This is a genomic window from Tardiphaga sp. 709 (genome assembly GCF_032401055.1).
Classification (GTDB): domain Bacteria; phylum Pseudomonadota; class Alphaproteobacteria; order Rhizobiales; family Xanthobacteraceae; genus Tardiphaga.
Genome location: NZ_CP135529.1, coordinates 945472 through 968538 on the forward strand (window position 1 = coordinate 945472; position 23067 = coordinate 968538).

Genomic DNA, 23067 nt, shown 5'->3' on the forward strand with positions numbered 1-23067 from the left:
TCAGTGCCCTCCTCCACTGGACGCCTGCGCGGCCGTCGCGGATCTTGTTTCGGATGATGGTTCGCCGCGGCCACCACCATTGATCGCGCTTTGCAGTTCGGACTGCGCGAGCCAGAAATTGCGCTTGGCTTCAATGGCGGCGCGCAGCGCCGCGATGCGTTGGCGGGCCTCGGTCAGCAGCGCGAATACATCGACCTGCATGCTGCTGAAGCGCAGTTGCATCTCGTCCGAGATGATCTTGCGCAGCGGCAGTACCTCGCGCTGGTAGTGACCGGCGATATCGTAGGTCGAGCGATAGACCCTGAAGGCATCGCGCGCTTCCGAGCGGATATTCACGGCCTTCTCGGTCAACAGGTTGAAGGCCTGATTGTAGGTCTCTGCCGCCTGTCGAACGCGCACTTCACCACCGTCAAAGATCGGAATCTGAAATTGCACGTCGAAGCCGCGTTCGCGGAACGGCGCCCCCTCCGGATCGCGCGTCCTGCGGTCGATACCGGCGACGTCGAGCAACGTCACGAACCGGCTTGCTTCAGTGAGGTTCAGCGACTTGGCGAGAGCGGCGAGTTCAATGCGGGCGATCTGCAGGTCAATGCGGTGTGCAACGGCATCGACCTCGATGCGCGGCAACGACAGCGGCTGGCGCGGCAGCACTGGAAGCCTCTGCGGCAGCCTGATGCCGATGTCGGTGTCCCAGAGTCCGAGCAGACGGATCAAACGCTCGAGCGAACTCGTGGCCTCCTGGCGGAGCGTTGCGAGATCGGCGGTCGTCTCCGCGTAGAATACCTGCTCGCGGGCTTGATCGAGCTTGTTCAGCGACCCGGTCTCGCCCAGCTTCTGCGCGAGTTGCGCCGTGGCTTCCGCCGTCGACTTGGCGTCCGTCAGCAGGCCGACAAGTTCGTTGGCAGCGACGGCGCGGTAGTAGGCGCGCCGCACGTCAGCGGCGAGCCGCAACGTCTCTTCTGCGGCGCGCAATTGCGCCTTCTGGAATCGCCGACGGGCGATCTCGGAGCGGAACGGCAGTGTCGCCAGCGCGAGAATATCGCCGACGACCTGTCGCTCGATTTCCAGTGCTCCATTTCCGGAAATGCGCGAGATCGAGAATGTCGGATTGGGCGGCAGGCTGTCGCCGACGAGATCCGTTTCCGCGAGGGCCAATTCATTATACGCAGCTTGCAGGCCGCGATTGCTGAGCAGCGCGATCTGGACCGCGTTATCGACTGTCAACGATCGCCGCAGCAGGGCTTTGACGGTCGCATCGGCACGTTGTGCGTCATCGGGCGTCCGGATCGCAATCACGTCCTTGTTGATGGTTTCGCTTGCGACCCCCGCGACGACGCCCATACCGCGGTCCAGCGAGAACGACGCGCATCCCGCCAGCAGCAGCGTAGACAGCAGCGTGATGCCAGCGGCAGGCCTTGAGCTAAATGGGAGCACAAGCGGAAGCGACTTGTGATGCTTGTTGAACATCGCGTGCTCCTACCGGCCAGATTTCGGCACAGGAGCGACGCGGTCGTTCTGCTCGCGCCATGACGACGGGGCAACCGGCCGAAGGCTGCTGTAAGGAGCCACGATCGAGCGATAGCCGACGCCAGCGACCCTGGCGCCGGGATCTGCCGGATCGGCGCCAGCCAACGGCACGGTCGTTGGCATGCAACCACCGAGCGCCATACTGGCAGCGGTCGTCGCTGCAAGAATTCCTAATCTGATATCGAATAGCTTCCCGGCCACCGAACAAACGGCGGCGAGCTTCGCCCCAAGCTGCGCAAGCATGTTGTTTTCCTTACATGACGATGAATCACAGGTGCGCATGCCCTTAACGGGCGCGGCAACGCGTCGATACGATCAGGTCAGGAAATGGGAGGGCGGTAGAGCCGGACGGGCGCGCTGTCGGTGACCGCGCGGTGGCCCTCGGTGACACGAAGAACCTTCGGCATCGACGGGGTCACGACGTCAGCCAGCACTGCCGGCAGCGCGGAAATACACATCAGGCCGCAGCATGGACCGTTCGGTGAATGCGGGACCTTGTGCGAACCGGAAGCATCGTCGATCGCTGCCAATGCGTGGTCGCCATCAGCGTGTGCGGCTGATGAGTGTGCCGCTGATGCGTGCGCGACAGAATGATCGTGCGCGTGATCATCCCCATGCATGTGCGCCGACGTGCTGCTGTTCACATGAACCATGCCGGTCATATGACTTTCACCGGTCAGACACGGCGCGACCGGGTGCTGCCCCGGCAAGGCAAAGGAGATCGTCGGCGCCAGCACGCACAACAAATAGGTCAGGGCGACAAACCACCCTGCTCTCAGCCGCTGCACTCTGGTCAGACGAACCAGCATCTGGACGCGATATCTTCCTATCAACCAGTCAACGCGCGGAACATAGACGCGAATCCGGCATTCGCCAATGTCGAACTTGCCTCAGGACGATGAGATTCGCGCGAGCTGCCGCGTCACCGCGTTGATGAATCCTTCGCGGGCGTCGGAATGGCCCTGCCCGCGCGGTTCCAGCACATTGCGGAGCAGAAAGCGCCCGGTCAGGTCGAAGCCATCCTGCAGATCGCGGTCGGAGATGCTGTTCTGGCGATCTTCGCTTTCGCGCAGGAATGGCGGCAGCCGCATCAGCCGGTCGCGATACGGTTCGCCCGCGGTCCGGGACACGGCTCCGCCGGATCTCGGCGAGACATAGATCAGATCGGTCGTGACACCCGTAGCGGCGCAATTTTCCAGATCGAGGCCGAAGCCGAGTTCGGTGAGCATCGCCAGTTCGAACCGGATCATGTGGATGGCGGCTTCCCCGACATCGTCGAGATCATCGAGGATGCGCTCGAGCATCTCGTAGATGTCCTCATGCGGATCGCGCTCCGGCAGCAGCCGCGCCAGCGATGCGAGATGGGTGATGCCGTAGACCGCATGGGACGAGCCCAGCAGCGTCGCGGCGCGCATCAGCGTACCTTCCATCAGGTAATAGCCGAGCTGCTCGTCCAGTCGCGCCCGCCATATCGCCTGCACGCTATTGCCGGGCTGCAGCAGCGGTCGCATCTTTGACCCCGCACCACCACGCACCAGGCCGAGATGACGGCCATGGCTACGCGTCAGCAATTCGACGATGGCACTGGATTCGCCATGCCGCCGCACGCCCAAGATGATGCCCTCGTCCGTCCATTCCATGGGGGCAGTTTACAGGAATTCGGCGGCCGCCGCAGTAAATGCGATCAGGCCTTGAACCACGTTTTCGCGTCGCCGGTGAAGGCGCAATATAGTCCGAGGCCGGTCAGGATGCATGACACGATCTCGATCGCACTGTCGAACTGCAGTCCGTACAGGCCAAGCACCTGAAACAGCGACAATACTGAGAAGGCCAGCGACACCACCAGCACCCAGCGCGGCCAGCCTTTGCGGCGATAGGCGGCGAGCCAAACGAGCCAGACGAAGAACAACAGCATGCAGGCGGCGACCAGATTCGCCGCCATGATGGTGCTCTCGGACATCGTGAGGTCAGGCGTGCGGTCCTGGAACGCGATCGACAGCGCGTCGAGGATCAGCGACATGTAGAGCAGGACTTCGAAATAGAAGACGTTCTTCGGAAGGTTGGCGGGAGCGGTCATCTTGTCGGCTGCACTTCCATCATCGCTCCTCGATCACTCGTGAGGAAATTCGAGGCCCATTTCGCGATAACGATTGGGATCGTCGCCCCAGTTCTCGCGCACCTTCACGAACAGGAACAGATGCACGGGCGCACCCACGATCTCGGTCAGCTCCCTGCGCGAATCCGCACCGATCTGCTTGATCGTCGCGCCGCCCTTGCCGAGCACGATCTTGCGCTGGCTTTCGCGCTCGACGAAAATCGTCTGCTCGATGCGGACCGACTTGTCCTTGCGCTCGGTCCAGCTATCGGTCTCCACCGTCGATTGATACGGCAGTTCCTGATGCAGCTGACGGAAGATCTTTTCGCGGGTGATTTCCGCCGCGAGATGCCGCATCGGCGCATCCGACATCTGGTCTTCGGGATAGTGATACGGGCCGGCGGGAACGTCGGCTGCGAGCCTGCGGCGCAGGTCGTCGACGCCGTCACCGGTCATCGCCGAGATCATGAAGGTCTCCTCGAACTTCAGCCGCTCATTGGCCATCTGCGCCAGCTTCAGCAGCTTCTCCTTGGAGACGATGTCGACCTTGTTGATGACGAGGATCTTTGGGTGATTGACGCTCGCGAGCTGCGCGAAGATCGCGTCGGCTTCTTCGTTGATGCCCGCTTTCGCGTCGAGAAGGACGCAGACGACGTCGGCATCATGTGCGCCGCTCCACGCCGTCTTGACCATTGCGCGGTCGAGACGCCGTTTCGGCAGAAAGATGCCGGGCGTATCGACCAAAATGATCTGGGCGTGGTTCTCGATGACGATGCCGCGGATCAGCGCGCGCGTGGTCTGCACCTTGCGCGAGACGATGGTGACTTTGGAGCCGACCAGCGCATTGACCAGCGTCGACTTGCCGACATTGGGCGCGCCAATCAGCGCGACGAAACCGCAGCGGGTTTCAACGGGTGTCCCTTCGGACTCATGATCTGGTTCAGCATCGTTCACGACATTATCCTTCATTGCCGCCACTGCTGACGCCTTCACGTGCAATCATTGCCTGCGCCGCGGCCTTCTCGGCGGCGCGCTTGCTGCCGCCCTCGCCTTCGGCCGGTGCAAAACCCTTCACATCCACCTCGATCTTGAAATGCGGATCGTGGTGCGGACCGGAGCGTTCGACCTCCCGATAGGCCGGTGTCGGCAGGCCGCGGCCCTGGGCCCATTCCTGCAGCACCGTCTTCGGATCGCGCAGCGGACGCACCGGCTTGCGCATACGCTCGGTCCAATTGCGCTGCACGAAACTTTCAGCAGCCGGATAGCCACCATCGAGGAAGATCGCGCCGATCACAGCTTCGCAGATATCGCCGAGGACCGACTTGCGCAACCGCTGACCGGCGCCGGCGCCGACCGTGCCGAGCTTGATACCCTCGAGGAGACCCAACAGCCGCGCGACGTCGGCGCATGCTTCCTTGCGGACGAGGTCGGCGAGCCGCTTCGACAACTCGCCTTCATCCGCATTCGGGAAAGCGCGAAACAACATGTCGGAGACCACGAGGCCAAGCACATGATCGCCAAGAAACTCGAGACGCTGGTAGCTCTCGGTCCGGCTGCGCTGCGACTTCAGGGCCGACACATGGGTGAAGGCCGTCGCCAGCAGCAGCGGGTCCTTGAAGCTGTGACCGATCCGCGTTTCGATCTCGGCCGCGGCCGCCTTGGCTGCCGCGCGCGACTTCTTCTTGCGGGCAGCCGCCGTCTCCGGCGTAGCCTCGGTGGTCGGGCTCAATTCGTCGGTTTTCGGCGTGGTATCGATGGGATTGTTGGAGTCGTCGGTCATCGCACGATAGAAAAAATTCGATTCCAGCGCACGGCGGTCGGCCAGCGCCAGATCTGCCAAGCATGTTCGCCTTCGGCGATCGAGAAGAAGATCATCTGCGCGCGGCCGACGAGATTCTCGAACGGCACATAGCCGACGGCCGACAGCACGCGGCTGTCCGTGGAATTGTCGCGGTTGTCGCCCATCATGAAGAAGTTACCGGGCGGCACGGTGTAGACATTGGTGTTGTCGTAGAAGCCGTTGTCGACGCAATCGAGCGTCTCGTAGGTGACGCCGTTCGGCAGCGTTTCCTTCCAGCGTTTCACCCGCGCCGTGGCATCGGAGCCGCACGGATCTTCGCCGACGAAGTCGCTCATGCGCTCGCGTTGCACCGGCTTCTCGTTGATGTAGAGCAGCCCCTCTTTCATCTGGACGCGGTCGCCGGGCAGCCCGATCACGCGCTTGATGTAATCGGTGGAGTCGTCCTTCGGCAGGCGGAACACCACGACGTCACCGCGCGACGGCTCGGAGCCGAAGACGCGGCCGGAGAAGATGTTCGGCGACAGCGGGATCGAAAAGTGGCTGTAGCCATAGGAATATTTCGAGACGAACAGGTAATCGCCGACCAGAAGCGTGGCCTTCATGGAGCCCGACGGGATGTTGAAGGGCTGGAACAGGAAGGTCCGGATCACCAGCGCGATCAGCAATGCGTTGATGACAACACGGATGGTCTCGCCGACGCCGCTTTCAGTCTTGGTCCCGGATGTCACGCTCATTGCTTTCCCGATTCCCGCAGCGTCGCCGCGCGGCTGATAGCGCATTTTAGGGCAAAGCGGCGGCGCGCCTCGCACGAAAAATGCATTAGATTCATATAATTACGGCAAAGTCCTGCAAATGCCATGAGCGGCGTCGGCGAGAATTGGCGTCGGTTCGCTATCCTGGCAGGTTTAAACGGTTGTTGGTAACGGTGCAATGAACCGCCCCGAAAAGCCGCTATTTCCCGCCAGTTTGACGTGCCGGCTTGTGATCGCACCGCTTCAGGTGCGGCTCCCGGCCAGCCCTCAGGGCTTGGGCGACGGGACGGCCGAAATTATGACGAAAGCCTGCGCCAGGGGCCAATCGTCCGTGATCGACAGATCGATCTGGGCATCATGCCCCGGCGGTATCAGGGCCTGCAGCCGGACCAGCGCACCGCCGGTGAGCTTCATGGAGGGTTTGCCACCCGGCAGGTTGACGACGCCCATATCCCGCCACCAGACCCCCTGACGGATGCCGGTGCCCAGCGCCTTGGACATGGCCTCCTTGGCGGCGAAACGCTTGGCATAGGTCGCCACCACCATCCTCTCGCTCTTGGCACGGCGCTGCGCCCGCGCCCGCTCGGCCTCGGTGAAGATGCGATCGAGAAAGCGGTCGCCATGGCGTTCGATCACCTTGGCAACGCGCGTAATGTCGATCAGATCGGAACCGATGCCGATGATCATGACGCGCTCTTGGACTGCATCCGCCCGCGATCCATCGCCGCGCGCATCAGACGCACCGTATCGGACAGACCGATAAACAGCGCCTCGCCAATCATATAGTAGCCGATGTTCAGTTCCATGATTTCGGGCAGCGCCGAGATCGTCTCGGCGGTTGCATAGTCGAGGCCATGGCCGGCATGCACTTCCAGGCCTGCGGATTTCGCCAGCCTGGCGCCTGCGGCAATGCGCTGCCATTCGCTGGCCGCCTTCGTGGTATCGCCGTCGGTAATGGCATCGCACCAGGCGCCCGTGTGGAGCTCGATCACAGGGGCCCTCAATTTGGCGGCCATTTCGATCTGTTTGGGATCAGCGGCTATGAACAGTGACACCCGTATGCCGGCTTCAGTGAAGCGCGCGATCGACGGCTCCAGCGATTCACGCTGGCCGACCACGTCGAGGCCGCCCTCGGTGGTCAATTCTTCGCGCCGCTCCGGCACGAGACAGACAGCATGAGGCTTCACCGCCAGCGCGATCCGCACCATGTCCGGCGTCGCCGCCATTTCGAAATTCAGCGGCTTAGAGATCTCCGCCTTCAGTCGCTCCATATCGGCATCGCGGATATGGCGACGATCCTCCCGCAGATGTGCGGTGATGCCGTCGGCCCCCGCCGAAATGGCTTCCAGCGCAGCGCGGACAGGATCCGGGTGCTTGCCGCCCCGCGCGTTGCGCAAGGTCGCGACGTGGTCGATGTTGACGCCGAGGCGCAGCGAAGATGAGGACATGACGGAATTCCAGAAAACCTTAAGGGAAGACGCTACCCATTGACCCGTTCGACCTTGGCGACAACGGCCTTGGCGCGCAACTGATTGATGATCGCGCTGAGATGCTTGAGGTCGTAGACACCAAGATCGATGGTCTGTTCGGTGAAGTCGGGCGAGCGGCGATGCATGCTGATATTGTCGATATTGCCGTCATGGTCGGCGATGACCTGAGCGATCTGCGCTAGGCTGCCGGGCTCGTTGACATTCTGCAGGAACAACCGTGCCGGGAAACGCTGCGGCGAGGATTCATCGATATCCCAGCGCACATCGACCCAACGCTCCGGCTCTTCCTCGAAGTCTTTCAGTGCCGGTGACTGGATCGGATAGATCGTGATGCCCTCGCCCGGCGTGACGATGCCGACGATGCGGTCGCCCGGCACGGCGCCACCGTTCGGAGCAAATTTCACCGGCAGATCGGAATTGACGCCGCCGATCGAGATGATCGAGGTGAAGCGCGCCGCGCCATCGGGCGTTCTGACCTTGTCCGCCGTGGACTTCTTGTTGTTGGCCGAAAAGCGGCCGATGCGCTCTTCCTTGTAATCGGGATACATCGCGCGCGCGACGTCCGCGGCGCGCAGCTCACCGCGGCCAACCGAGGCCATCACATCGTCGATAGACGTGCGCGCCAGACGCGGCAGCGCGCCCTTCAACTGGTCGTCCGAATATTCCATCTTGGCGCGCACGAACAGGCGCTCGACGATGCGGCGGCCAAGGCTGGCATATTGATCGCGCACGGCCGTTCGCGTCGCGCGGCGGATCGCAGCGCGCGCCTTGCCGGTGACTGCTAGGCCCTCCCAGGCGGATGGCGGCGCCTGCTGTGCGGCCGAGGTCAGCACTTCGACCTCATCGCCATTCTGCAGTTCGGATGACAGCGGCGCGAATTTGCCGTTGATCTTGCAACCCACCGCACTGTTGCCGACGTCGGTATGCACGGCATAGGCGAAGTCGACCACATTGGCATTGCGCGGCAGCGCGATCAGCTTGCCCTTCGGGGTGAAGCAGAACACCTGATCGTGGAACAGTTCGAGCTTGGTATGCTCCAGGAATTCTTCCGGATTGGTACTCTCCGAGAGAATGCCAATGGTGTGGCGCAGCCATGAAAACGCATTCGACTCGCGCTTGAGCATTTCGGTCGGCGACCCGATGCCATCCTTGTAGAACGCATGCGCGGCGATGCCGTATTCGGCGATGCTGTTCATGTCTTCTGTGCGGATCTGCAATTCGACGCGCTGGTTGCCGGGGCCGATCACCGTGGTGTGGATCGAGCGATAGTCGTTCTGCTTCGGCGTCGAGATGTAGTCCTTGAAGCGGCCCGGCACGACGGGCCAGGTCGTGTGCACGACCCCGAGTGCGCGGTAGCACGCCTCCATGTCCTGCAGCACCACGCGGAAACCGTAGATGTCCGACAGTTGCTCGAAGCCCACCGACTTGCGCTTCATCTTGGTCCAGATCGAAAACGGCTTCTTGCGTCGGCCGGTGACCCGCGCCGTGATGCCGTTCTTCTCCAGCTTCGTGGAGAGATGACTCTCGATCATGTCGATGAGGTTGCGATTGCGTTCGGTCAGCGAGTCCAGGCGCTGCATCACCACCAGATAGGCGTCGGGATCGAGCACCTTGAACGACAGTTCCTCAAGCTCCTCGCGCATCGCCTGCATACCCATACGGCCGGCGAGCGGCGCATAGATGTCGAGGGTCTCCTCGGCGATGCGGCGGCGCGAGGCCGGCGGCATGAACTCCATCGTCCGCATATTGTGCAGACGGTCGGCGAGCTTGATCAGCAGGACCCGGACGTCGTCGGCGATCGCCAGCAGCAGCTTGCGCAGGTTCTCGGCCTGTTTGGCTTCGCGCGACACCAGTTCGAGCCGCTTCAGCTTGGTCAGGCCCTCGACCAGCGCGCCGATTTCGGCGCCGAACAGCTTGTCGATTTCGGTACGGGTGGCCTCGGTGTCCTCGATCGTGTCGTGCAGCAGCGCCGCCACGATGGTGGCGTCATCGAGCTTCAGGTCGGTGAGGATCGCCGCCACTTCCAGCGGATGGGAGAAATACGGGTCGCCCGAGGCCCGCGTCTGCTCGCCATGGGCGACCATGGCATAGACATAGGCGCGGTTGAGCAGGTCCTCGTCGGTGTTCGGATTATAGGCCCGGACGCGGTCTACCAGATCGTATTGCCGCATCATCCGGACACGGGACGTCCGCGGCACCTTGGCCGGAGTTGGCGTCTCTGCGGACAGTGCTTCAGGCGAAACTGGCGAGACCGCGGCGACCGTGTCGTTCGCAGCCTGCATCTGCCGTTTATTACGGCGCGAAGTCGCCATCCTAGCCTCGTTCGATCCGGTCAGCAGCGACCTGGATTCTTCGCTTTAAGTTTGCCCCGAAACGTACTGCAAAAGCAAAGGCCCGGATGCATGTCCGGGCCTTTGTGATGACTGATAATCAAAACGGTTAAGCAAAAAACCGTGTGTGTCGCTTTACTCGTCTTCTTCGGGCTGCTCTTCCGGCGGAGCGAGGCCTTCGAGACCCTTGAGGAGCTCTTCTTCGGTCATGCGCTCGACGGCCACTTCGGTATCGTCGGCATCGACGCTGGCGCCGGCGGAACCGATCAGCGGAATCGTATCCGGCTCCGGCTCGTCGACTTCCACGAACTTCTGCAGCGAATGGACCAGCTCCTCACGGAGATCTTCCGGGGAAATGGTCTGATCAGCGATTTCGCGCAGCGAAACAACGGGATTCTTGTCGTTGTCGCGATCAATCGTAAGTTGTGAACCGGACGAGATCATTCGTGCCCGGTGTGCTGCCAGCAACACCAGGTCGAACCGGTTGTCGACCTTATCGATGCAATCTTCGACGGTTACGCGCGCCATAAAATGTCGCTCCGTTTGTTGTGGGACCGAATATGATGATTAAGTCCCGTAGGTATAGGGGCTTTGCGGCATTCGCAAGGACCAATTTGGAATTGCGTCCTTCTTGGCTTGGTTTTCTGCCGCACTATGGTACCCTCAAAAAGACCGCAGAAGCGGTGGCACCATCTGGCCAGAAGCGGATATCTCGACACCAAAAGGCTTCATTGCAAGGGAAGATGGATCGGCATATTCGGGCAGTTCCAGACCAGCTGATTGCGTGGCGTCAATAAAGCCGATCCGACGAAGAGCGGACGACAAATGTGATTCAAATGCGCAACGACGAAGTCGCGCCAAAAACGCTAACAACAACAAACCACATGAGAAAACTTGATGTCCCTCACATCTAACAAGATCGCACTCTTCATCGACGGCGCCAACCTGTACGCCACCGCCAAGACCCTCGGCTTCGACATCGACTACAAGCGCCTCCTCAAGGAATTTCAGAGCCGCGGAACCCTCGTCCGGGCCTTCTATTACACCGCCATTATCGAGGATCAGGAATACTCGTCGATTCGCCCGCTGATCGACTGGCTCGATTACAACGGGTATACGGTGGTAACCAAGGCCACCAAGGAATTCATCGATGCGTCCGGCCGACGCAAGGTGAAGGGCAATATGGACATCGAGCTCGCCGTCGATGCCATGGAACTGGCCGAACATGTCGACCAGATCGTGCTGTTCTCGGGCGACGGCGACTTCCGCTCCCTGGTCGAAGCCGTGCAGCGTCGCGGCGTCCGCGTCACCGTCGTCTCCACCATCTCGAGCCAGCCGCCGATGATCGCCGACGAGTTGCGCCGCCAGGCAGACGTGTTTACCGATCTCATGGAACTGCAGAGCAAGCTCGGCCGCGATCCGGCAGAGCGCCCTGCTCCGCGCGAGCCGCGTCATCAGACGCCGCAATTCCTGCAGCGCGCGACCACCATGGCGCCACGAGGCGATGAAGATTTCGAAGACTAAGACGCAACTCAGCAGACAACAGCCGGCGGTGGTCGCATCCGCGATTTCCGCTGGCACTTCCATCGATCCGGGGCGCGACTGCCCGCTCTGCCCACGTCTCGTCGGGTACCGGATGGAGGTGCGCGAGCGTGATCCGAGCGGCTATAACGGACCCGTGCCATCCTTCGGCACCTCCAATGCTGCACTGCTGATCGTAGGCCTCGCCCCCGGCGTGCAGGGCGCCAACCGCACCGGGCGTCCCTTCACCGGCGACTACGCCGGCGATCTGCTCTACGAGACGTTGCTGGATTTCGGCTTTGCCTCCGGCACCTATGAAGCACGCCCCGATGACGGGCTCATGCTGCAGGATTGCCGGATCACCAATGCCGTGCGCTGCGTGCCACCCCAGAACAAGCCCCTGCCCGTCGAGATCACCACCTGCCGGCCGTTTCTGATTGCCACGATGGACACCATGCCGCGATTGCGCGCCATCGTGCTGCTGGGCCGCGTCGCCCACGACACGATGCTGAGGACGCTCGGCATTCGCGCCGTGACAGCGCCCTTTGCGCACGGCGCCGTCCACGACGTCGGCCGCTTCAAGCTCTACGACAGCTACCACTGCTCGCGCTACAACACGAACACGCGCGTGCTGACGCCAGAGATGTTCCGGGCGGTGTTTGCGAAGGTAAAGGCGGATTTAGCGTAGGCCTAAACCGGGTTCGCCTTCAGCCACTCCAACACATCGCCCGCATTCCGGTCCGGTGGAAACACCGGATAGAACACATGGGTGATCTTGCCGTCATCGATGATCATGGCCATGCGCTTGATCAACGTGAGATCGGCAACCTCCATGGTCGGCAGGCTGAGTGCGTCGCTCAGCTCAAGTTGCTTGTCGGACAACACCGGAAACGGCAGATGCAGCCGCCCGGCCATTTCGGTCTGATATTCGTTGCTCTGCGTCGACAGGCCAAACACATGCTTGGCGCCAGCGGCCTTCAGCTCCGCGAACAGATCCCGGAACGAACAGGTTTGCGGCGTGCAGCCACGCGCGCCGGGGATCATGTCCCAGTCATCGACCAGACCGATTTTACCGGGCTCGCCGGTGCGGGGATAGCCAAACACCACGGTGCGGCCGGCGAGTTCGGAGAGCGTCACCGCGGTATCATTGGTAGCGCGCAGGCTGACCGGCGGGATCGTCATGCCGGCCAGATGATTGGCGGCACCGTCGTCTTCCGGTGCCGGAATCTTGCTCCAGTCGACTTCGAGCAGGTTGCCTTGCGTCATCTCATCCTCTTGTTTGAAAGAATGGGCGACGCCCAGCCTTATCCCCGCGCGCGCAACAGACGGCCCTTCTCGCGGCCCCAGTCACGGTCCTTCTCGCTCGCACGCTTGTCGTGGAGCTGCTTGCCCTTGGCCAGCGCGAGCTGCAGCTTAACCCGGCCGCGTTCGTTGAAGTACATCTTCAACGGCACAAGGGTCATGCCCTGGCGTTCTACCGCGCCCATCAGTTTGTTGATCTGCTTGCGATGCAGCAGCAGCTTGCGCGGCCGCTTCGGCTCGTGGTTGAAGCGGTTGGCCTGCAGATATTCAGGGATGTTGCAGTTGATCAGCCAGATCTCACCGTCCTTCGGATCGGCGTAGGATTCCGCAATGGTGCTCTTGCCGTTACGGATCGACTTCACCTCGGTCCCGGTCAAGGCGATGCCCGCCTCGACCGTATCCTCGACGGCATAGTTGAACCGCGCCTTGCGGTTCTCGGCGATCACCTTGATCGGGCGTTCGTTCTTTTCGGCCATCGTTCAATACTTTCAGCGTGCTGACCGAATATAGGTGCCGCGAATGCCCGACCCAAGCCTTGGGCTCAGGCCTTCTTGAGCAGGTCGCGGATCTCGGTCAGCAGTTCTTCTTCACGGGTCGGCTTCGGCGGTTCAACCGGCTTGGCGGCATCGTTGCGTTTAAGCTGGTTCATGAAGCGGATCACCAAAAACAGGACAAAGGCGACAATGATGAAGTTCAGCGTCAGGGTCAGGAAGCTGCCCCAGGCCAGCACGGCGCCCTGCTTCTTGGCGTCGGCCAGATTGGTTGCCGTAACCGATTTCGAGAGACCCGTGAAGTAATTCGAGAAATCGAGACCGCCGGTGATCGCTCCGATGATCGGCATGATGACGTCAGCCACCATCGACGAGACAATCGCACCGAACGCGGCGCCGATAATCACGCCGACGGCAAGATCGACCACATTGCCCTTCATCGCGAAATCGCGAAATTCCTTCAGCATCTGCAATTCCTTTTTGTTTTCAACGAACGACGCGTACGCACTTACAAATAAGGAGAGATGACGCAGCCAAAGTCACTCAACATCTGATTGATGCAGATGCCTAGTTGATGAGGCCCGCGAAGACCATGGCGTCGCGGATCACCTTGCCGGTCGGCGGCGTCACCGTCATCAGCGGCAGACGTACCTCTTCCTTGATACGGCCCAGCAAAGCGAGGCCGTGCTTGGCGCCGGCGAGGCCCGGCTCCTTGAAGATCGTGTCATGCAGCGGCGTGAGGCGATCCTGGATCTTCAGCGCCCCGGCATAGTCGCCCTTGAGCACCAGCGACATCAGATCGGCACACAGCTTCGGCGCAACATTCGCCGTCACCGAAATGCAACCATGGCCGCCAGCCGCCATATAGGCCAGCGCAGTCATGTCTTCGCCGGACATCTGGATGAAATCCGGTCCCATCGCGTGACGCTGCTTGGACACGCGCGCGAGATCGGCAGTGGCATCCTTCACGCCGGCGATGTTCTTCAGCTCATACAGGCGCGCCATGGTGTCCACGGACATATCGACCACCGACCGTGGCGGAATATTGTAGATGATGATCGGAATGCCGATCGCGTCGTTCACCGCCTTGAAGTGTTGATACATGCCCTCTTGCGTGGGCTTGTTGTAGTACGGCGTCACCACCAGCACCGCATCCGCGCCGGCCTTCTCGGCGTGCTTTGCCAGTGCCACCGCTTCCTTGGTGGAGTTGGACCCGGCGCCAGCGATCACCGGCACGCGGCCCTTGGCTTCGTCGATGCACCATTCGACGACCTTGTAGTGCTCTTCGTGGCTCAGCGTCGGGCTCTCGCCCGTGGTGCCGACCGGAACGAGACCGTTGCTGCCCTCGGCGATCTGCCAGCTGACGAGCGAACGGAAGGCCGCCTCGTCCAGCCCGCCATCTTTGAACGGCGTGACCAGCGCGGTGTAAGACCCCCGGAAATTCGTCTTGGTGGCTGCCATGGTCTGCTCCGAACGCGATGCGGCTTTAGCCGTCTGCTTGAACCGATTGATTGAACAGCAAGTCTTATCGAGTCTGCGGCTGCGGCGAAAGACCGCCCGAAGCGGTTTCAGCGCGGTTTACCGGCTGTTTGGCCGTGATTTCGCCGCCGTGGCCGGGCAGAGAGGAGCAAGCGGTTACAGAAATTGACGATTTGGTCACCGTTTCAATCAAATACATCATGGGAATGCGTGCGATTGTCTGATTCGCCGCGAGGGAACGCCGTGAAGCACCTGCTCCTCTCCACGACTGCGCGGCGGACGGCCTTGGGCTCCGGTCTGGCGCTGGCGGTCGGGGTATCGGTGCTGGCCGTCGAGGCCTGGGCGGCCACCAAGGTTCCATTGCCGAAGGCGCGCCCCATTGCACGCAGCGCCGCACAGGCCCCCACGGCCGTAGCCGCGCCGGCGAAGCCGCTCGCGCCAGATGCCGCGAGCCCGGCTCCCGTAATCCAGCCCGCCACACGCCAGCATGCGGCGATTCCCCCTGCTGCCAAGAAGCCGGTCGCCCGCGCCGCCGTCGCGGCAACAACATCCACGCCACAGGCGGATGCCGAAACGCTCGAAAACGTCATCGAGCTGATCCGCAAGCGCAAGGGTTCGGAAGCCGCACAGGTCGTGCAAACGATTGGCGATCCAGTGGCGCGCAAGCTCGGCGAATGGATCTATCTGCGCAGCGATGACAACGGCGCTTCGGTCGAGCGCTACCGCGCTTTCGTCGCCGCCAATCCGAGCTGGCCGTCGCAGACTTTCCTGCGACGCCGCATCGAAGCGGCGCTGTGGGACGACAAGCGCGACGACTCCGCGATCCAGTCTTATTTCGAGAGCGAGAAGCCGATTTCCGCCAAGGGCAAGTTCGCGCTCGCCAAGTCGCTGCTGGCGCGCGGCGACCGTGCCGGCGCGGAGCGGCTGATCCGTGATGCGTGGCGCAGCGATCCGATATCGGGCGATACCGAAAGCATGGCCATCGACATGTTCGGTGCGCTGATTACGCCCGGCGATCACAAGGCCCGCATGGACATGCTGCTCTATGGCAGCGATTCAGATGCCGCCCTACGCTCTGCCAAGCGCCTCGGCGGCGCGCAGATGGCGCTGGCCCGGGCGCGCATCGGCGTCACCAAGAAGGCATCGAACGCCAACGCATTGCTCGCTGCCGTGCCGTCCGAGCTGCATAGCGATCCCGGCTATATCTTCAGCCGCATCCAGCAGCTGCGCCGCGAAGAGAAATTTGGCGAAGCAGCGCGCCTGATGATCGCAGCGCCACACGAACCGCAGCGCCTGCACAATCTCGATGAATGGTGGATCGAGCGACGTCTCACGGCGCGCAAGTTACTCGACGTCGGCGAACATCGCTCGGCCTATCTCGTGGCACGCGATGCTGCCCTGCCCGCGCGCGATATCTACAAGACCGAGCAGGAATTCACCGCCGGCTGGATTGCGCTCCGCTTCCTGAAAGATCCCGCAACCGCCGCTCAGCACTTCGCACGGATCGGCGTCGGCAGCGTCAATCCGACAGCTCTCGCCCGCGCCGGTTACTGGCAGGGCCGCGCTGCGGAAGCCGCGGGCCGCAGCCAGGAAGCGCGGGCCGCCTATACGCGCGCGGCAGAGCAATCCACCAGCTATTACGGCCAGCTCGCGCGCGCGAAGCTTGGCCTGCAGCAGCTCGACATCAGCGGTGCATTGACCGCCCGCGCACGTGGGCTCGATCGACTGGAAATCGTGCGCGCGGTGCAACTGCTCTACGCCATGGACGAGCGCGAAGTCGCCATTCCGATCTTCGGCGATGTCGGCGAGAACGGCGATCCGGAAGCTGTGCTCGGCCTTGCCGAGCTGGCGCAACAGAACAAGGATGCCCGCGGCACATTGCTGGTCGGCAAGGCGGCGCTCAATCGCGGCCTGCCTTTCGATCACTATGCCTATCCGACAACGGGTATTCCGAGCTACCGCCCGATCGGGCCCGAAGTCGAATCCGCTGTCGTCTATGCGATCGCGCGGCAGGAAAGCGCCTTCAATCCGGCCGTCGTGTCGCCAGCCCAGGCCTATGGTCTGATGCAGGTGACGCCGAGCGCGGCGCAATACGTCACCAAGCGACATGGCGGCACCTATGACCTCGCGCGCCTCAAGGGCGATTCGGTCTACAACGCTACGTTGGGCGCCGCCGAGCTCGGTGGCCTGCTCGAGGACTATCGCGGCTCCTACATCATGACCTTCGCCGGCTACAACGCCGGGCGCGGTAGCGTGCGCAAGTGGATCGAACGCTACGGCGATCCACGTGACCCCAAGGTCGATCCGGTCGACTGGGTCGAGTCGATTCCGTTCTCGGAAACGCGCAACTACGTCCAGCGCATCATGGAAAACCTGCAGGTCTATCGCGCCCGCTTCGGCGGTGGCTCACGGCTGCAGATCGAGGCCGACCTGCATCGCGGTGCCAGCAGCAGCGTCGAATAGCACGCGACAACAGCACGAACTCACGACCGTCATTACGGAGGTCGCAGCGTCGCATTCAACGTCATCCACGCAAGCAAAAACCCCCGGCAGTTTCCTGCCGGGGGTCTTTGTTTCAGATAGCGATTGCCGTGAGGCAGTCGATATTAGAACGAGCGCAGGATCTGAACTGAACCGTTGTAGAGGTTCTGGTTGCTCGTGTTCAGGACCGTGTTAGCCGGCTTGCCACTCATGCCGCTAGCAGCGGTGGTGTAGGTGCCGTTGAGGTTCTGCTCGAGGCGGCTGTAGGTGAATTCAGCCGACAGGGTCAGGTTCTTGACGGGGGTCCAAGCGGTACGGGTACCGATCTGGGCAATCGCGAAGTCGAAGTTGCCGGTGCCGGCGAAGGTGCCTGCACGAGCACCAGTGCTGGTGGTCGACGAGGAGCCCGGACCGTTTGCGCCAACGCCCGAGAACGCTGCCAGCATCAGAGCATTGCCATCACCGTAGGTGATGCTGCTATAGCTGCCGAACAGCGACGTGCGCCATGCCGGGTTCCAGTAGTGCTCGTAGAAGCCAGCGACCGACCATGCTTCGCTCTGCGTGATCTGACCACCGGTGGTGTAGACGCCGTCGAGCACGTAGCCGAAGCCGATGGTGTTGCCATCAACCTTCGCGTAACGACCACCGCCCGCTGAATCGTTGGTACCGCCGAAGACGTACTTGGCAGCGCCCTGAGCGTAGGTGGCTTCGAGCTTCAGGCTGTCGCCAGCGCCGGTGGGCAGGTTCTTGAATTCAACTGCACCGTTGACTGCGAAACCGTACTTGTCGTCAGCGTGACCAAGGGTCTCGTTGCCGGTCGAGTAGAGGGTCGGGGTAGCAGCGTGCATCGCAGCGCCGAAGTGCAGCGTACCCCAAGCCTGGTCGAGGCGGATGTTGCCAACAACGTCAGGAATGTGGTTGCCGCCGTAGGCATTGCCGAGGAACGTGTTCGAGTTGGTACCGTAGAACGTGCCGGTGAAGGTGCTAGCGCCCGGTCCGGTGATGAAGCCTGCGGTGTTCCAGAGGCCAGCATTGCGGTAGGGCGAAGCATTTTCGAGCGAGATCGTGGCCGAGACGCCGTTACCGAACGAAGCGGTGTAGGCGATCTGCGGGATACCGGTCGTGTTGTTCGAACCGGCCAGGAAGCCCGACGAAATCCACGGCTTGCTGAGGGTCCACTGCGAGTCGAACTGCGACACGGCCTTACCGAAGGTGAAGCCTGCGAACTGGATGAAGGCGAAGTCGACTTCGGTGAAGCCGCCAGCGATCGATTCACGGTTCTGCGAGAAGTCGAACTGCATGTTCGCGTAGGTACGGACGACACCGTATTCGGTGGCGGTGCGCGTATCGGTGGTCAGGTTGATACGTTCGCGGGTGATGAAATAATCCTTGGTCCAAAGATTATTGCCACCTGCGCCACCCTGATAGAACGGGGTATCGTAAGCTGCGGCGTTGAACGAGGTGTCGATACGGATCGCGCCGCCGATCTTGATGCAGGTATCGGTGCCCGGGATGTAGTAGAAACCCGCCCCGTAGAGGGAGCAGATCTTCACGTATTCGACCGCTTTGGCCTTGACGGGAAGATCGGCTGCCTGAGCTCCGCCAACGGCGAGCAGAGCTGCCGTCGAGCCGAGAATAAGGCCCTTAATCGTCTTCATGTAAACCTCCAAGTTGCTTTAGGGAAGGTTCTGCAACGGGGTGGAGGCCACCCTGAAGACAAGTCCCCTTAATCCCTGACAACCCGCAAACGCTCCGAATCGCAAAACCCGTCGCACGAGCGTGTCGACGAGGTTCAGGACGAACCACCTTACGGGACGACCTCGGGATGCCCCCCTCCGTCGCACCGAGACCATCTCCTAAGGTGTCTCGCTCCGCAACAATGGAACGCCTCAAAGCGGCCTCCATTCGGCCGTTTCCCAGGCTGTGTTGCTTAAATCACACGGGCTCGTGAATGCGAATTCTTGGCAAGTAATTGTTTCAGCACAAGAATTTCTAGCACCGCATTTCAGGGCACCGGCGCATCCCGTAACGAGCAGAAACACATTCATGCTCGCATTCGACGTATCCGGCCGACTTTCCTGGCCCATCGGCCGAATCGTCTCGCATCTGCCGGAGCGATAAATTCCGGCAAGTGCGGAACGGCGGATGCAATCGATAGACGGCCTCAGGGCCCATTATCCCGGCGCAAATGCACGACATGCGGGCGTGGCATCTGAAGATTATAAAGACACATCCAGATCGGATGCGTCCGATTTTTGCGAACATACGCTGCAGACTGCGATCTGGCGCTTGCGGCTCGCGACGGTGTCGGGCATATGCAGCAATGATGGAGCTGTGGCCGAGTGGCTGAAGGCACCGCTTTGCTAAAGCGGCATACCTCTCAAGGGTATCGAGGGTTCGAATCCCTCCGGCTCCGCCACCACTATTTTCAAATCATTGATTTCGTTTAAAAAATCCACATCCCTGCCTGCTGCCCCTATCCGTGCCCCGAAGCGCGAGGCCCCATGACCGCGTTCGAGCCTAAGCCTGGTGTCCCGAAGGGACTGCGCTTTGATCAACTCTATGGGCGGCGCGGCGAACCTGCTCGCGACAGCGAGAAGATGAGGCACCGGATCGCGGCGCTTCTTCGAGAGGTGCCAGAAGGCGTCGAAAAATTTGCGGAAGCCGAATTGGGCCTGCGCTCGCCCTACTCTACGAGTTCAAGTTGGACCACTATCCTTCAAAAATGGGATGTTCAGGACGTCATGGGCCTGATCACGGTCGTCGCCGTGTACCTCCGCGGATCGAACCCAAACAAAGCGACCGCCTGGATTTCGCTCGCCAACAGGCTGCTTGAAGAAGAAAACGTGGGCTATCGAGTTGACGATCGCGGCGGTGTCCATCCGCATATCGATGCGGAGTTTGCAAGCGCGAGAGCTGCAACGATCTCGGCTCTCTCAACGACGCGCCATGCAAACGTTGCCAAAGAGTTTGAAGCCGGAACCGACGCCATTGGAACAGACAATAAGATCGCGATCGTTCGCACCTTCATGGCTGCCGAAGGGCTATTCCGGCTAATCATCAACAGCAGTCCGCGATTGATCACCGGCGAGGTGGACAAACTACTTCCTCTGATGAAGGCGCGCTTCAAAGAGGATGCGATAGCCGAACGTGTTTCAGTGAAGATATTAGCTTCGTTCAAAGACTGGATCGATGCTTGCCATTTTTATCGACACGAACAGGCGCAGGAAGCAGTTGCACAGCCTTCGATCGAACTGGCAGTACTTCTCGTGAGCCAAGGTGCTTCGTTTATCCGCTTACTTGCCGAACTAGATGCTCTCGCATAAAAAGCCGCAGGGGACGAATCCGGCGGGTTGATATTTCAGTCAACAGTCGCGGCACTCAAACTCTCCGCTTGAGAGAATGACGCTCGGCGATCTTCAAAGAAGGATTCCCGACACCTCTCCGTCGACGACAGCATGCACACCCTCCTCGGACGACGCTCGCGGTCGCCGCCGAGTCGTCACGTCCTGGATGACGGATCTACCAGGTCTGGTTCCGCGAATTGTCTCCAACGCCATAGCCATAGCCGGGATAGGACTGCGATACCCCGCCGGGCGCGCCAACATAGCTACCATAGGCATCGCGCGGAGATGTGCGCCTCACCTGCCGGTTCTTGCGTGCCGCACTGATATCGGTGGATGTGACAGCAGCGGGCGCGCTGATCGATTGCGGATATGCGGGCGCCGACGCAGCAACTGCAGGCTGGGCCGCGCCAACGGCAATAACCACCAGACTCGCAAAGCCGCTGGTGCGGATGATCGATGGGAGCGTGCGTTTCTTCGTCGACATGGCATTGTCCTTTTTGTTGCGCGGCCTCTCGGCCTCGTTGCAAGCGACGAGACAGACATTGGGGCGCACATGCCGGTTACAACCGCGATGCTCGTAACAAGGCCGTGACGTGGCTACGGTACATTTGGAAACATGCGAGGGAGTGCGCGATATGAAATGGGTCGCCGTGATGGCCGCTGCGATGGCGATCTCATCTGCCGCCTCGGGGCAGACCCTCAAGCTGATGGATCTCAAGGAGGTCGATCCGGCGATGCTCAAGGATATTTACGGAGCCTGGGAGCTGCAGGACGCCAAGGGCAGCAAACGCTGCCGCGTGGTTTTGAAGAGCGACAGTACCATCGGCGGCTCACAGATCGACGTGGCCAAGGACTGCGCCAGGACTTTCCCCGTCATGGACGAAATCACGGCGTGGCGGCTCTATGAGGGATGGACGATCGGCTTTGCCGACGCGACCCGCAAACTGCGCATCCAGTTCTCGACGCCGGACAACCGGTATGTGGCGGAGCCGGAGACTGACGGCATCTTCACCATCGTCAAGAAGTAGCGGCTCATCACCCTGCCTCGGCGGGCATCGCGCCTGCCGAACCACCGCGAAAACACGCAGTCGGATTAAAGCGTTTTCGAGCGAAGTGGGTACCGGTTCGCATCAAGAAAACGCGTCTCGACAAAAAGCTAGAGCCTCGGTTCTGATTCTATCAGAACCGAAAAGGCTCTAGTGGACCGTCGACAGCCAGGCGCGGGCATCGCGCTGCGCGGTAGCGATTTCGACATCCGACATCATCTCGGCGACTTCGCGGCGCATCGGGATGGCATCGACCCGGCCCTTGAGGGCAGCGAGGTTGAACCACTTGTGTGCGGCGACGAGGTCAACGATCCCCGAACGGCCCGACGCCCAGTACAGACCGCGCTCGAACAGCACGTCCTGGATGGCGGTCTCTGCGATCGGCATCGCAGCTTCAAAATCGATCTGCCCCTGAAACATCGGTCATTCCTTTTTTTGCTTTTGCCGCCCCAACCGAGCGCGGCTCCTGTCCGTTATTTGATGCAATCCCAACCGCCGTTTGCCGGCTTGTTGGGATCAATATGACCGATCAAATTTGAAGAGCAGTTTAAGTATCGGGATGAACGAAATCTGAAGAGCCGAAGCCTGAATCGGCCCGTACGCGGCCAAAAACCCAGCATTTATGCGGGTTTTCTGCATTTTTGCGGAATTCGGTTTACCCTGCTGTTTGGGGATGCCGTAACCATCTCGGCAGCGTCGGCGACCAGGGATGTTAAAGGGCCTGCTCCGCGCATGCGACGACGCCGATGCGAAATACGTCACAGCGAGCAGATCAAAAGCTATTCGGGATCGGAAAATTCAAAGCGCCGGGGATGAACCGCACCGGCAAAAACGAGGGCGTCGGCAACACGTCAGGATCATATCTCATGTGGCCGGAGCCACCGATGAAACTGCGGACCAATGATCCGCACCGAATAAAGAACGCCAATCACGGAATGACCGGCTTCTTTGCCGGACCGGTTCGCGGGAAGAGCAAGCTCTGCCCCGGAGTGACGGTCCAGCCGTTTGACCTGATGTCTCGCCGACACCCTCTTTCGTCGACCAGAGCTGCGATCAATATCCGCTTCGAGAAGCAAATTGTCGTCGAGGCTCTCGTGACGTCGCCGGCGTTGCCACCGGCGTCGATCGTGGCAGAAGAAGTTACTTCTTCTTGGCGACCTTCTTGGTCTTCTTCGCGGTCTTCTTCACAGCGCTCTTCGCTGCCTTCTTGACGGTCTTCTTGACTGCCTTCTTCGTAGCTTTCTTGGCCATGTTGCCCTCCAATAAAGAGATGACTTGATCGCTGCGTGCACTCGGGAATCGAAATGCACTTCATCCCGAATACACCAACGATTTCAAAAGAACAGTCTCCCGCTTAAGGAAGTGTTGATGAGCGCAACGCGCCACTTCCCCCACGGGCCCAGTC

General features: G+C 61.1%; 24 protein-coding genes and 1 tRNA gene. 6 read left to right on the top strand and 19 right to left on the bottom strand.

The window, feature by feature from the left end; all coding sequences use genetic code 11:
• The 12 genes from RSO67_RS04910 to rpoZ form a co-directional block, all read right to left on the bottom strand.
• Positions 1-1467, bottom strand: a complete 1467-nt coding sequence (locus RSO67_RS04910) for a TolC family protein (RefSeq protein WP_315842605.1) — start codon at positions 1465-1467, stop codon at positions 1-3.
• A gap of 9 nt (positions 1468-1476) precedes the next feature.
• Complete coding sequence (locus tag RSO67_RS04915) at positions 1477-1770, bottom strand: hypothetical protein (protein WP_315842606.1); 294 nt, start codon at positions 1768-1770, stop codon at positions 1477-1479.
• Between the two features lie 77 nt (positions 1771-1847).
• On the bottom strand, positions 1848-2336 hold the full coding sequence (locus tag RSO67_RS04920; protein WP_315842607.1) for a hypothetical protein: 489 nt from the start codon (positions 2334-2336) through the stop codon (positions 1848-1850).
• 81 nt (positions 2337-2417) lie between these two features.
• A complete protein-coding gene (gene recO / locus RSO67_RS04925) occupies positions 2418-3167 on the bottom strand; it encodes a DNA repair protein RecO (RefSeq protein ID WP_315842608.1) in 750 nt (249 codons plus the stop codon).
• Between the two features lie 44 nt (positions 3168-3211).
• On the bottom strand, positions 3212-3604 hold the full coding sequence (locus tag RSO67_RS04930; protein ID WP_315842609.1) for a hypothetical protein: 393 nt from the start codon (positions 3602-3604) through the stop codon (positions 3212-3214).
• A gap of 33 nt (positions 3605-3637) precedes the next feature.
• Entirely contained in the window at positions 3638-4591 is a 954-nt protein-coding gene (gene era / locus RSO67_RS04935; RefSeq protein ID WP_315842610.1) for a GTPase Era, read from the bottom strand.
• Positions 4581-5462 (bottom strand): ribonuclease III, encoded by an 882-nt coding sequence (rnc, locus tag RSO67_RS04940; protein WP_410001806.1) that lies wholly within the window; start codon positions 5460-5462, stop codon positions 4581-4583. Before rnc ends, era begins: the two co-directional genes overlap by 11 nt.
• Positions 5399-6157 (bottom strand): signal peptidase I, encoded by a 759-nt coding sequence (gene lepB, locus RSO67_RS04945; protein ID WP_115029240.1) that lies wholly within the window; start codon positions 6155-6157, stop codon positions 5399-5401. Before lepB ends, rnc begins: the two co-directional genes overlap by 64 nt.
• 285 nt (positions 6158-6442) lie before the next feature.
• Positions 6443-6862: a holo-ACP synthase gene (gene acpS, locus RSO67_RS04950; RefSeq protein ID WP_184517689.1), complete on the bottom strand. Its 420-nt coding sequence runs from the start codon at positions 6860-6862 to the stop codon at positions 6443-6445.
• Positions 6859-7623, bottom strand: a complete 765-nt coding sequence (locus RSO67_RS04955) for a pyridoxine 5'-phosphate synthase (RefSeq protein WP_315842611.1) — start codon at positions 7621-7623, stop codon at positions 6859-6861. Before RSO67_RS04955 ends, acpS begins: the two co-directional genes overlap by 4 nt.
• Before the next feature lie 32 nt (positions 7624-7655).
• Positions 7656-9977: a bifunctional (p)ppGpp synthetase/guanosine-3',5'-bis(diphosphate) 3'-pyrophosphohydrolase gene (locus RSO67_RS04960; RefSeq protein WP_315842612.1), complete on the bottom strand. Its 2322-nt coding sequence runs from the start codon at positions 9975-9977 to the stop codon at positions 7656-7658.
• Between the two features lie 153 nt (positions 9978-10130).
• A complete protein-coding gene (rpoZ, locus tag RSO67_RS04965) occupies positions 10131-10523 on the bottom strand; it encodes a DNA-directed RNA polymerase subunit omega (RefSeq protein WP_068732476.1) in 393 nt (130 codons plus the stop codon).
• 369 nt (positions 10524-10892) lie between these two features.
• Between rpoZ and RSO67_RS04970 the strand changes: the two genes are divergently transcribed.
• A complete protein-coding gene (locus RSO67_RS04970) occupies positions 10893-11519 on the top strand; it encodes an NYN domain-containing protein (protein WP_068732474.1) in 627 nt (208 codons plus the stop codon).
• Positions 11500-12204 (top strand): uracil-DNA glycosylase, encoded by a 705-nt coding sequence (locus RSO67_RS04975; RefSeq protein WP_315842613.1) that lies wholly within the window; start codon positions 11500-11502, stop codon positions 12202-12204. Before RSO67_RS04970 ends, RSO67_RS04975 begins: the two co-directional genes overlap by 20 nt.
• Before the next feature lie 2 nt (positions 12205-12206).
• Here the strand turns inward: RSO67_RS04975 and RSO67_RS04980 are convergent, their stop codons facing one another.
• The 4 genes from RSO67_RS04980 to dapA form a co-directional block, all read right to left on the bottom strand.
• On the bottom strand, positions 12207-12782 hold the full coding sequence (locus RSO67_RS04980) for a peroxiredoxin (protein WP_315842614.1): 576 nt from the start codon (positions 12780-12782) through the stop codon (positions 12207-12209).
• Positions 12783-12820: 38 nt separating this feature from the next.
• The gene (gene smpB, locus RSO67_RS04985) at positions 12821-13294 is read right to left on the bottom strand and encodes an SsrA-binding protein SmpB (RefSeq protein WP_068732465.1); all 474 of its coding nucleotides are present in this window, start codon (positions 13292-13294) and stop codon (positions 12821-12823) included.
• A gap of 65 nt (positions 13295-13359) precedes the next feature.
• On the bottom strand, positions 13360-13776 hold the full coding sequence (gene mscL / locus RSO67_RS04990) for a large conductance mechanosensitive channel protein MscL (RefSeq protein WP_089263809.1): 417 nt from the start codon (positions 13774-13776) through the stop codon (positions 13360-13362).
• A 100-nt stretch (positions 13777-13876) separates the two neighbouring features.
• Positions 13877-14770, bottom strand: a complete 894-nt coding sequence (dapA, locus tag RSO67_RS04995; protein WP_315842615.1) for a 4-hydroxy-tetrahydrodipicolinate synthase — start codon at positions 14768-14770, stop codon at positions 13877-13879.
• 261 nt (positions 14771-15031) lie between these two features.
• Here dapA and RSO67_RS05000 point away from each other — a divergent pair, with 261 nt between their 5' ends.
• Positions 15032-17251, top strand: coding sequence for a lytic transglycosylase domain-containing protein (locus tag RSO67_RS05000; RefSeq protein ID WP_410001807.1), 2220 nt, complete (start codon positions 15032-15034; stop codon positions 17249-17251).
• 143 nt (positions 17252-17394) lie between these two features.
• On the opposite strand, the gene RSO67_RS05005 is transcribed toward RSO67_RS05000, so the two are convergent.
• Positions 17395-18927 (bottom strand): porin, encoded by a 1533-nt coding sequence (locus tag RSO67_RS05005; RefSeq protein ID WP_315842616.1) that lies wholly within the window; start codon positions 18925-18927, stop codon positions 17395-17397.
• A gap of 670 nt (positions 18928-19597) precedes the next feature.
• Here RSO67_RS05005 and RSO67_RS05010 point away from each other — a divergent pair.
• Positions 19598-19688 (top strand) — tRNA-Ser (locus RSO67_RS05010).
• Positions 19689-19773: 85 nt separating this feature from the next.
• Positions 19774-20595: a hypothetical protein gene (locus RSO67_RS05015; RefSeq protein ID WP_315842617.1), complete on the top strand. Its 822-nt coding sequence runs from the start codon at positions 19774-19776 to the stop codon at positions 20593-20595.
• A gap of 196 nt (positions 20596-20791) precedes the next feature.
• Here RSO67_RS05015 and RSO67_RS05020 read toward each other — a convergent pair whose 3' ends face one another.
• Positions 20792-21100: a hypothetical protein gene (locus RSO67_RS05020; protein WP_315842618.1), complete on the bottom strand. Its 309-nt coding sequence runs from the start codon at positions 21098-21100 to the stop codon at positions 20792-20794.
• Between the two features lie 151 nt (positions 21101-21251).
• Here RSO67_RS05020 and RSO67_RS05025 point away from each other — a divergent pair, with 151 nt between their 5' ends.
• Positions 21252-21644 (top strand): AprI/Inh family metalloprotease inhibitor, encoded by a 393-nt coding sequence (locus tag RSO67_RS05025; RefSeq protein ID WP_315842619.1) that lies wholly within the window; start codon positions 21252-21254, stop codon positions 21642-21644.
• Between the two features lie 168 nt (positions 21645-21812).
• Here the strand turns inward: RSO67_RS05025 and RSO67_RS05030 are convergent, their stop codons facing one another.
• On the bottom strand, positions 21813-22082 hold the full coding sequence (locus RSO67_RS05030) for a hypothetical protein (RefSeq protein ID WP_315842620.1): 270 nt from the start codon (positions 22080-22082) through the stop codon (positions 21813-21815).
• Positions 22083-23067 lie beyond the last annotated feature (985 nt).

Bases quoted from the DNA above. Each gene is read 5' to 3' on its own strand.
- recO (WP_315842608.1), bottom strand. From the start codon at position 3,167: ATGGAATGGACGGACGAGGGCATCATCTTGGGCGTGCGGCGGCATGGC.
- mscL (WP_089263809.1), bottom strand. From the start codon at position 13,776: ATGCTGAAGGAATTTCGCGATTTCGCGATGAAGGGCAATGTGGTCGAT.
- acpS (WP_184517689.1), bottom strand. From the start codon at position 6,862: ATGATCATCGGCATCGGTTCCGATCTGATCGACATTACGCGCGTTGCC.
- era (WP_315842610.1), bottom strand. From the start codon at position 4,591: ATGAAGGATAATGTCGTGAACGATGCTGAACCAGATCATGAGTCCGAA.
- lepB (WP_115029240.1), bottom strand. From the start codon at position 6,157: ATGAGCGTGACATCCGGGACCAAGACTGAAAGCGGCGTCGGCGAGACC.
- RSO67_RS05025 (WP_315842619.1), top strand. From the start codon at position 21,252: ATGAAATGGGTCGCCGTGATGGCCGCTGCGATGGCGATCTCATCTGCC.
- RSO67_RS04960 (WP_315842612.1), bottom strand. From the start codon at position 9,977: ATGGCGACTTCGCGCCGTAATAAACGGCAGATGCAGGCTGCGAACGAC.
- RSO67_RS04920 (WP_315842607.1), bottom strand. From the start codon at position 2,336: ATGCTGGTTCGTCTGACCAGAGTGCAGCGGCTGAGAGCAGGGTGGTTT.
- RSO67_RS04910 (WP_315842605.1), bottom strand. From the start codon at position 1,467: ATGTTCAACAAGCATCACAAGTCGCTTCCGCTTGTGCTCCCATTTAGC.
- RSO67_RS04955 (WP_315842611.1), bottom strand. From the start codon at position 7,623: ATGTCCTCATCTTCGCTGCGCCTCGGCGTCAACATCGACCACGTCGCG.
- RSO67_RS05005 (WP_315842616.1), bottom strand. From the start codon at position 18,927: ATGAAGACGATTAAGGGCCTTATTCTCGGCTCGACGGCAGCTCTGCTC.
- RSO67_RS04915 (WP_315842606.1), bottom strand. From the start codon at position 1,770: ATGCTTGCGCAGCTTGGGGCGAAGCTCGCCGCCGTTTGTTCGGTGGCC.
- RSO67_RS05020 (WP_315842618.1), bottom strand. From the start codon at position 21,100: ATGTCGACGAAGAAACGCACGCTCCCATCGATCATCCGCACCAGCGGC.
- rpoZ (WP_068732476.1), bottom strand. From the start codon at position 10,523: ATGGCGCGCGTAACCGTCGAAGATTGCATCGATAAGGTCGACAACCGG.
- RSO67_RS04930 (WP_315842609.1), bottom strand. From the start codon at position 3,604: ATGACCGCTCCCGCCAACCTTCCGAAGAACGTCTTCTATTTCGAAGTC.
- dapA (WP_315842615.1), bottom strand. From the start codon at position 14,770: ATGGCAGCCACCAAGACGAATTTCCGGGGGTCTTACACCGCGCTGGTC.
- RSO67_RS04970 (WP_068732474.1), top strand. From the start codon at position 10,893: ATGTCCCTCACATCTAACAAGATCGCACTCTTCATCGACGGCGCCAAC.
- RSO67_RS05015 (WP_315842617.1), top strand. From the start codon at position 19,774: ATGACCGCGTTCGAGCCTAAGCCTGGTGTCCCGAAGGGACTGCGCTTT.
- RSO67_RS05030 (WP_315842620.1), bottom strand. From the start codon at position 22,082: ATGTTTCAGGGGCAGATCGATTTTGAAGCTGCGATGCCGATCGCAGAG.
- RSO67_RS04980 (WP_315842614.1), bottom strand. From the start codon at position 12,782: ATGACGCAAGGCAACCTGCTCGAAGTCGACTGGAGCAAGATTCCGGCA.
- smpB (WP_068732465.1), bottom strand. From the start codon at position 13,294: ATGGCCGAAAAGAACGAACGCCCGATCAAGGTGATCGCCGAGAACCGC.
- RSO67_RS04975 (WP_315842613.1), top strand. From the start codon at position 11,500: ATGAAGATTTCGAAGACTAAGACGCAACTCAGCAGACAACAGCCGGCG.